This window comes from Vicinamibacteria bacterium (assembly GCA_035620555.1).
Lineage (GTDB): Bacteria > Acidobacteriota > Vicinamibacteria > Marinacidobacterales > SMYC01 > DASPGQ01.
On the sequence record DASPGQ010000070.1, the window covers coordinates 1 to 6,104 of the forward strand.

A 6,104-nucleotide genomic window follows, 5' to 3' on the forward strand; every position below is an offset into this window, starting at 1 on the left:
TGGACGGGCCCGAGGAGTTTCCGCAGCAGCAGAGTCATCTTCCAATCTGCAATTGTGCCAGCCGATTTACCGCCCGGGCTGTGCATTAAGCTATCCCCTCGCCCCTGTCGCGCTGATGCACGCGATGCCAATGCGAAGTGAGCACATTCCAATGAGCTTCGACGCGTTCGAGCTCCTGCCCTGGAGGCCAGGATGGAAGTACGAATACTGGGACCATGTCGCCCACATCACGCCGCGCCATACGACGGTGACGGTTCGCGTTTGCACGTTTCCCTTCCCCGGGTCGCCTGGCCGGCGTGTTCGACAGGTAGTTCGGGACGACGAGTCTCGGCTCGTGGAGGTATACATCGCGGCGTTCGAGGACACGATAGACCACTGCGATTGCGACACCCCAGAGCTCGCGCACTCCGCGCTGAGCAACGTCAGAGGCTTCTTCGACGGGAAGCGGGGGATACCTCTTCCGGCCTCGCGAGTGGAGCTGGACGAGAACGGGGCCGTCATTGGTGCGGCACTTCTCGTCGACGAGAACGAGCAACCACCGCTTCTCGACATGCTGTTCGTCGCACCCCAGTATCAGCGAGCCGGCGTCGCGACGTCGATGGTGGCTGCGGCCTCGTGCGCTCTGTACGAAGCGGGACAGCGACTCCTGGACAGCAGGTTCATGCTAGGGAACGAGGCGAGTGACGCGTGGCACCGGCGGTTCGGTTTCCAAGAGCTGCCAGATCTACCACTCGCCCGGTTGAGGTATCGTGCGAAACAACATGAGCTCTGGTGTCTCGAGAGGAGACAACCGTTCGAGCCCGAAGCACTGGACGCCCTGGAGCACGAAGTGGAGCGTCTCCGAAGACACGTCGACGACCTGAACGCCAAGGCCGAGGCCGAGGGTTGGGAGGCGGTACATCCGATCTTGCACCGGCGCTGAGACCGCCGAGCTCGCGCTCGGATCGCGTGGGAGGGCCTCTTCGCCACGGTAATTGTTGCGCCGAAACGATCGGACCGCAATCCTCAAGGTCGGCGGCGCCGGCGCCGGCGTGCGCCGCACAGGACGGACAGGCGCGGAGCGTCTTGACGATCTCGCGACCGACTCCACCTGCATCCTCGGCGAGTGACTCAAAGGAACATGATGAGAAGAGCAAAAAGGATCAACCGCGTGCTGAGTTCCACGAAACGTCGAAAATACCGGGACTTGCGCGAGAGAATCGACGCGGAACGGGACGAAATCGTCACCGAGACGCGACGGCGCAAGCGGGTTCATGATGCGGTTGCTGCAGAATTGCGCCAGGCGTTTCGAATGCTGAAGAAGGAACCACACGCACAAGGCCTGAGCCTCGCTGACATGCAGGGCCGCACCGGGATGAGCCGGTCGGCTATTTCGCGTCTGGAAAACGACGAGTCGGCGAACCCGACGATCGAAACCCTCATACGCTACGCCGAAGCTCTCGGAAAAGAACTCGCCATCACGCTGACGGACAGAACGAGCTAGCCACGACGACCGTTCGCACGACGTATTTCGAAAAAAGACGGTACTGAGCGTGAGGGCGAGAAACGCGACATGGCAGGTTTACTCGGGTGGGATCGTATAGCACAATCTCACCACGAAGAAGGAGCTCGCGATGCAAAGCTTTTTCGCTCAGGGAATCGTCGCCCCCGTGGCGGTGGCAGACCTTCACTCAGGGTCACCGGAACACCTTCGATTTTCATCAACGGGCGAAAGTGGTGGGTGTTCCCCGCGGAGATCGTCGAGCACATCGCGCCCGAATCGGACGGGCTATCGCATGCACTGTCTCGCGCTCGCGCTGCTGCTCTCGTCCACGAGCGTGATGGCGCTCGCGCAGGAGAAAACCCTCATCGCCGTCGTCGGCGGGACGACCTTCGGCTACCCTCCCGACTTCGCCAAGGGTCTCGCCGAGGAAGAAGGCTCGTTCACCATCGAGACCCGCGTCGGCGAAAGTCCGCCCATCTATCGAATGCGCTACAAGGGCGTACCGTTCTATTACATCCGGGCCCACGGGCGAGCGCCGAACACGGAGTCGAAGATCATCGCACCCACCGGTGAGGAGTACGTCAAGACCTGGGTCGCGATCTACGACCTCGGAGTCCAGTACGCGCTCGGAGGCGCGACCGCGGGTGCTATCAACACGGGCTATGATTTCGACGATCTGGTCGTCGTCGACGACTTCATCTTGATGGGAAACCAAAGGCCTCAAAGTGTTCTCGCGGAAGCCGGCATCGTTCGCGACAATCTTTTTGCGAGCTTCGCGGTGCCGTTTTGCCCCGACCTCCGCCGCCTGCTCATCGAGGAATCGAACAAGAGCTACCGCGGCCGGGTCCATGCCTCGGGCGTCGTCATCCAGGACGATCCCATGCGCTTCGAGACACCCGCGGAGATTCGCATGATGCGCGGCCTGGGAGGCGATATGGTCTCGCACAACGTCGTCACCGAGGCGGTGTACGCGCGTCAGCTCGGCATTCACTTCGCGGTCTTGAACTCGATCTCGAATCCGGCGACCGGTGTGAAGCCCTATACCTATGAAGACATGCAGGACAGCGTCGCCCGCATCGCCGCGGGTGCCGTGCCGGTGGTGCTCGAAGTGATCGCGAAAATCCCAGAGCTCGAGCACACCTGTGGCTACGGATGCACTGGTGAGCCGTACGAGGGTTCTTACACGAGCAAGACGAAGAAGCTTTCCCTCCTCGGGCGCGATCGGTGACCGCGCGTCATTGTCTTGGCGGCACCTCCTCGCCCCGGATGTAAACCTTCGAAACGTTCCGGGTAGCGCGAATGTCACTCGCGGGGTCGCCATCGACGACGAGGAAGCTTGCTTCGCTCCCCGGCGCGATGACCCCCGCGTTCCGGAGCCCGAGAATCTCTCCGCCTACCGTCGTGCCCGCTTCGATCGCCTGGACCGGCGTGAGTCCGGCATCCACCATGAGCTCGAGCTCCCGATGCTCGAAGTAGCCGGGAAAACGATTCGGCGTTCCCGAGTCCGTCCCGAGCGCGATGCGAACCCCTCCGTCAGCTAGCTTTTTCACGTTCTCGAGGGCAATGCGGTACTGCTCGCGCGCCGCGTCGAGTCCCGCGCTCGAGCGCTGCGATTCAACGAAAGCGTCACTCTTCAGGGTCTCGACGACCGACGCCGAGACCGAGCGCGCCATTGCCGCCTCACCCACCCACGCCGGCGCATCGGCATAGGCGAAACCAGCCTCGTGGGCGACCAGGGTCGGGACGTAGAACACATTCCGCTCGCGCATGGCCGCGACGAGTGCATCGTCGACCACCTCGTCCCGAATGCTGTGGGCGAGAGCCGATACGCCCGACTCGACGAGTCCTTTCGCGTCTTCGAGGTAGAAGACGTGGGCCAGGACGGGAACCCCGCTCTGGCTCGCTTCATCGATCGCGGCGCGGTAGAGATCGGGAGCGATCTTGGGAACGCTTCCTCCCGCGTCGTCGACCCAGATCTTGATGGCGTCGGCTTTCTTCTCGACCATTGCGCGAACCGCGGCGCGTGCTTCTTCTTCCGTCGCGACCTGCTGGGGAACCTCCGCAATCGGAGCGATGACCGTCGGCCAGCCCCCGACCGACGTCACACCACGCCCAACCGTGAAAAGACGGGCACCCCCCAGGCTTCCCTGGCGCTGCTCCTCACGAATCTGGAAGGCGGTCTCTCCGGCGTCGGTTCCCAGCACGAGGACCGATCCCACGCCGTAGCTGAGGTGCGTGTCGAGGTCCGCGACGATGGACTCGCGGGAATAGTTCTCGGCCGCCATTACGTTGTCGACGAGGTACCCCAGATGAACGTGGAGCGAGTTGAGAAGAGGCATGACCGTGCGACCGGAAAGGTCGACCATCTGAGCGCCCGTTGGCGGCTCGAGGGCCGAGGCCTCTCCAGCGGCCACGATCTCGCCGTTATCGACGACCATCGCGGCCTCGTGAACGACTCTTTGCGTTTCCCCCGGGATGAGCGTCATCCCGTGAAAGTAGGTTGCGGTCGACGTGGGCTCGGGCGCGCAGGCCCAACCGAGAGCGACGAGAAACAAGAAGGCATACAGACTTTTCATAGCCGCGGATCCTAACAACAAGCCCGAACCGGCAAAAGGGAACCACCCGCGAGAACTGTCGACTGTCTCGCTAGGGAGAGGCCTCCGAGTCGTTTCCCAGCTGTTTCGCCAGGTACGTGAACTCGACCGCTCGCGCTCGCGCTCGCAGTCTCCAGTCGCCCGGGTGCGGCCCACCGGCAAGCTCCCAGTAGTGGCCGCCCTGCTCGTCCTCGAAGTAGTACGCGTCATGGCCGAGCGCTTCGAGCTTGGCGGCGAATCGGCGAGCATGGCCGGGTAGTACACGATCGTCCCAGGTGGAGGTGATGATGAGGGGCGCGGGGTAGCTCTCGTCGCGGCGCAGATTCTGGTAAGGGGAGTAGCCGGCGAGGAAATCCCGCATCTCGGGATCGTCGGGGCGACCGTACTCCGCGGTCCAGCTCGCCCCAGGGGGCAGAAGCGGGAATCGCAGCATGTCGATGAGCGGACCACCCACGACGACGGCCCCGAGCTTTTCCGGGATCTGCTCCATCACGACGGCGACCATGAGGCCGCCGTTGCTCCGTCCCATGATGCCGGTGTGACCGGCCGAGCTGTAGCCGCGCCGATGGAGATCGTCGATCACCGCGTTCATGTCGTCATAAGGTTGCTGGCGGTTCTTCAACATCGCGCCCTGATGCCACGCCGGGCCGCGCTCTCCGCCGCCGCGAAGGTAGGCGTGGACGTAGACACCACCGGGCTCGAGCCAGAGCTTGCCGGGAAGCGGCTCGTAACGCGGAGTGAGGGGGACATCGTAGCCGCCGTAGCCATAAATGAGCGTGGGATGGCTTCCGTCGAGCTCGACCCCTTCGCGCGCGACGACGGTGTAGTGGATGGGGGTTCCGTCGCGGCTCGTCGTCTCGAGGATCGTCGCTTCGAGACCGGTCGCATCGAATTGGGCGGGAGCCTCCGCTATCAGCTCGCGCGTGTCCGGCTTGGGCCCGACGAGCCACAGGCGAGGCGGCTCGAGCGGGCCTTCGGTCGATAGCACCACCGAGCCGGGTGTGGGGCCGGGGCCGCGCAGCGTCACGAAGGCGGAACCTTCCAGGTTGAGCGGCTCGACCGCGAAGCCGTCGCCCTCGCGGGTCACGATCAGGACGCGGCTGCGATAGCCCTCGAGGAGCCCGAGGTAGAGCTGGTCGCCCGAGGAGGTGACCTCGCGCACGGCCTGGTCCGAAGAAGGGGTGTAGACGAGGCGCGCGTCGCGGATCGCCCCGTCCTCGACGAGCGCCTGCCTCGCAATCGCGACGAGGGCGCCGGATGGGAAGGGACCGGTGTCAGCACCCTCGGGCGCCCAGTCCTGGTTGAGGCGGAGCAGCAACGCGTCGCCAAAAGAGCCGTAAACGATCATCCGGCTCGGCAAGGGAAGGCGCTTGCGCTCCCCCTCTGGCCCAACGAGCCAGTACTCGTTCACGAAGAAATCGTCGGGGCGGACGGCGACGAAGCTGCCGGCGCCGGCGGCGCCCACCAGCATGACCCCGAGCCGGGGTCTCTCCGGCTCGACCTCGAAAACGACCTCCGCGTCGGCAACGGGCGTGCCCCTGCGCCACCGGCGCAGGCTCCGCGGGTAGCCCGCGTGCGTCAAGCTGTCCGGACCCCAGTCGGCCGCGACGAGCACGGTGTCGTCGTCCTCCCACCAGACACGCGATTTGAACTCCGGGAGCGCGAAGCCGTCTTCGACGAACTCGCCCCGGTCGACGTCGAACTCACGCACCTCGCTTGCGTCCATGCTCCGCCTCGACAGGTAGACCAGGCAACGAGAGCTCTCCGGCAGGCGGCAGCTCGTGTCGGCGAGGAACCAGGGCTTCCCCTCCTTTTCGGAGAGGAGGTCCAGGTCGATGAGCGTCTCCCACTCCGGCTCTCCCGCGAAGTAAGCGTCAATGGGAGACCGACGCCATACCCCGTAAGGATGCTCGCGGTCCTGCCAGGTGTTATAGACGTGATCACCCATCGGCGACGCGAAAGGAATGCGTCCCGGGTCCGTGAGGATCGCCGCCGCTTCGGTCTCGTAGCGCGCGAACCGCGGATCG

5 protein-coding genes are annotated in these 6,104 nt (G+C 64.4%); 3 read left to right on the forward strand and 2 right to left on the reverse strand.

Going from position 1 to position 6,104, the window contains the following annotated elements:
- The first annotated feature begins 151 nt into the window (after window positions 1-151).
- The 3 genes from VEK15_02655 (at window position 152) to VEK15_02665 (ending at window position 2,711) form a co-directional block, all read left to right on the forward strand.
- Complete coding sequence (locus VEK15_02655) at window positions 152-922, forward strand: GNAT family N-acetyltransferase (GenBank protein HXV59568.1); 771 nt, start codon at window positions 152-154, stop codon at window positions 920-922.
- A 228-nt stretch (window positions 923-1,150) separates the two neighbouring features.
- Entirely contained in the window at window positions 1,151-1,483 is a 333-nt protein-coding gene (locus VEK15_02660) for a helix-turn-helix transcriptional regulator (GenBank protein ID HXV59569.1), read from the forward strand.
- A 292-nt stretch (window positions 1,484-1,775) separates the two neighbouring features.
- Window positions 1,776-2,711: a hypothetical protein gene (locus VEK15_02665; GenBank protein ID HXV59570.1), complete on the forward strand. Its 936-nt coding sequence runs from the start codon at window positions 1,776-1,778 to the stop codon at window positions 2,709-2,711.
- Window positions 2,712-2,718: 7 nt separating this feature from the next.
- On the opposite strand, the gene VEK15_02670 is transcribed toward VEK15_02665, so the two are convergent.
- Both VEK15_02670 and VEK15_02675 read right to left on the reverse strand, forming a co-directional pair.
- Window positions 2,719-4,059 (reverse strand): amidohydrolase family protein, encoded by a 1,341-nt coding sequence (locus VEK15_02670; protein HXV59571.1) that lies wholly within the window; start codon window positions 4,057-4,059, stop codon window positions 2,719-2,721.
- 70 nt (window positions 4,060-4,129) lie between these two features.
- Window positions 4,130-6,104: prolyl oligopeptidase family serine peptidase (locus VEK15_02675; protein ID HXV59572.1), on the reverse strand; the 1,975-nt coding region annotated here is incomplete at its 5' end.